This window comes from Candidatus Symbiopectobacterium sp., assembly GCF_020054415.1.
In the GTDB taxonomy this organism is placed as follows: Bacteria; Pseudomonadota; Gammaproteobacteria; order Enterobacterales; family Enterobacteriaceae; genus Symbiopectobacterium.
Genome location: NZ_JAHWCO010000489.1, coordinates 1 through 1394, shown reverse-complemented (window position 1 = coordinate 1394; position 1394 = coordinate 1). Strand labels below are relative to the sequence as shown.

General features: G+C 51.4%; 1 protein-coding gene and 1 pseudogene. One reads left to right on the top strand and one right to left on the bottom strand.

Going from position 1 to position 1394, the window contains the following annotated elements; all coding sequences use genetic code 11:
* Positions 1 to 838, top strand: a protein-coding gene (locus QZ506_RS14345) for an IS5 family transposase (RefSeq protein ID WP_291971936.1) whose coding sequence is annotated in 2 segments (ribosomal slippage) — positions 1 to 336 and positions 338 to 838 — 837 coding nt annotated over the 2 segments. Because the reading frame shifts where the segments join, the coding sequence is not laid out codon by codon here. This gene is flagged as partial in the annotation.
* A gap of 11 nt (positions 839 to 849) precedes the next feature.
* Here the strand turns inward: QZ506_RS14345 and QZ506_RS14340 are convergent.
* Positions 850 to 1254: pseudogene (locus QZ506_RS14340) on the bottom strand (UxaA family hydrolase); the annotation flags it as partial.
* Positions 1255 to 1394: the final 140 nt, after the last annotated feature.

The window sequence follows — 1394 nt, the reverse complement described above, 5'->3', positions numbered from 1 at the left end:
GACCTTCCCGATGAAGCATGGATGATCATCCAGTCTTTACTGCCTGCTGAACCAGCAATACCACGTGCCGGACGTCCATGGGCAGAACATCGTAAAATCATCAATGGTATGTTCTGGATTCTGTGCTCAGGTGCTCCATGGAGTGATTTACCTGAGCGATATGGTCCGTGGAAAACCGTATATAACCGTTTTAATCGGTGGTCAAAATCGGGTGTGATTAACATTATTTTTAACAGGTTACTTTCTGCTCTTGATGCGTATGGTCTCGTTGACTGGTCTGCCACGGCGCTGGATGGCAGTAATATCTGGGCGCTGAAATGTGCTGCCGGTGCTCAAAAAAAAACATCACGACATCGCCGGAGATAACGGTCTGGGTCGCTCTCGCGGTGTTTTTGGCACCAAAATCCATCTGGCAACAGACGGAAGTGGTCTCCCGTTAAACATCCTGCTGAGCCCAGGACAGGCTCACGAAAGCCAGTTCGCATTACGTCTTCTGGACGGTATTGGTGTTCGGCGCCAGAATGGCAGCATGAAGCGTCGTGGTTATGCGGTGCTGGCTGACAAAGCTTATTCAGGGCATGCACTACGCAACGTGCTGAAACGAAAGGTGATAAAGGCAGTCATCCTCCGAAAAACGAATGAAAAAATGGCTTCGGACGGGGGGCGCTCACGGTTCGCCAGTGACGCTTACCGTCATCGCAATGTAGTGGAAAGATGTTTTGGCCGGTTAAAAGAATACCGCCGTATTGCCACACGTTATGACAAAACGGCGAGGAATTATCTGTCGATGGTTAAACTGGGCTTCATCCGCCTATTTTACAAGAAGTTATGCAATTAAGGGACACAGCCTAGTAAATCTGAGGCATAACCCACTGCCGGGTTGGCCGTCACGCCGGAGAAGGCATCGCTGCCCCCGCACTGCATCCCTACCACCAACTCAGAAGCCGGGCAGGTTTCACGACGAAGCAGGTTAAGGCGTTGCAGGTGGCGATCTGCCATCGTGAGAATGTCATCGACCATCGACTGGAACCCCACATGGTGCTCATCTTGCAAACGCACAATGCTGGTGTTGTCCAGCGAGATAGCGTACACATCGGGAGTGCCTTCCAGCAGACGTTCCGGTTGCAATTTTTCACAACCCAGACCGACAACCAGCACTTTTCCGCCAAAATTGGGGTTCAGCGCCAGATTGTGAATGGTGCGAATGGGAACCACGGCAGCACGCGCGTTAATGGCAACGCCACAGCCGTAGAGGAGCCTGTTTAAGATTTTGTGTAAATGCCTTTCCTCAGAAGTGACCGTCAAGGCGGTCACCGAACTCGATAATAAAGCGACTCATTGCCATACGCCAGTCCTGTAAGGGCATCGTCCATTTCTGTGATGCCGCCTGGATT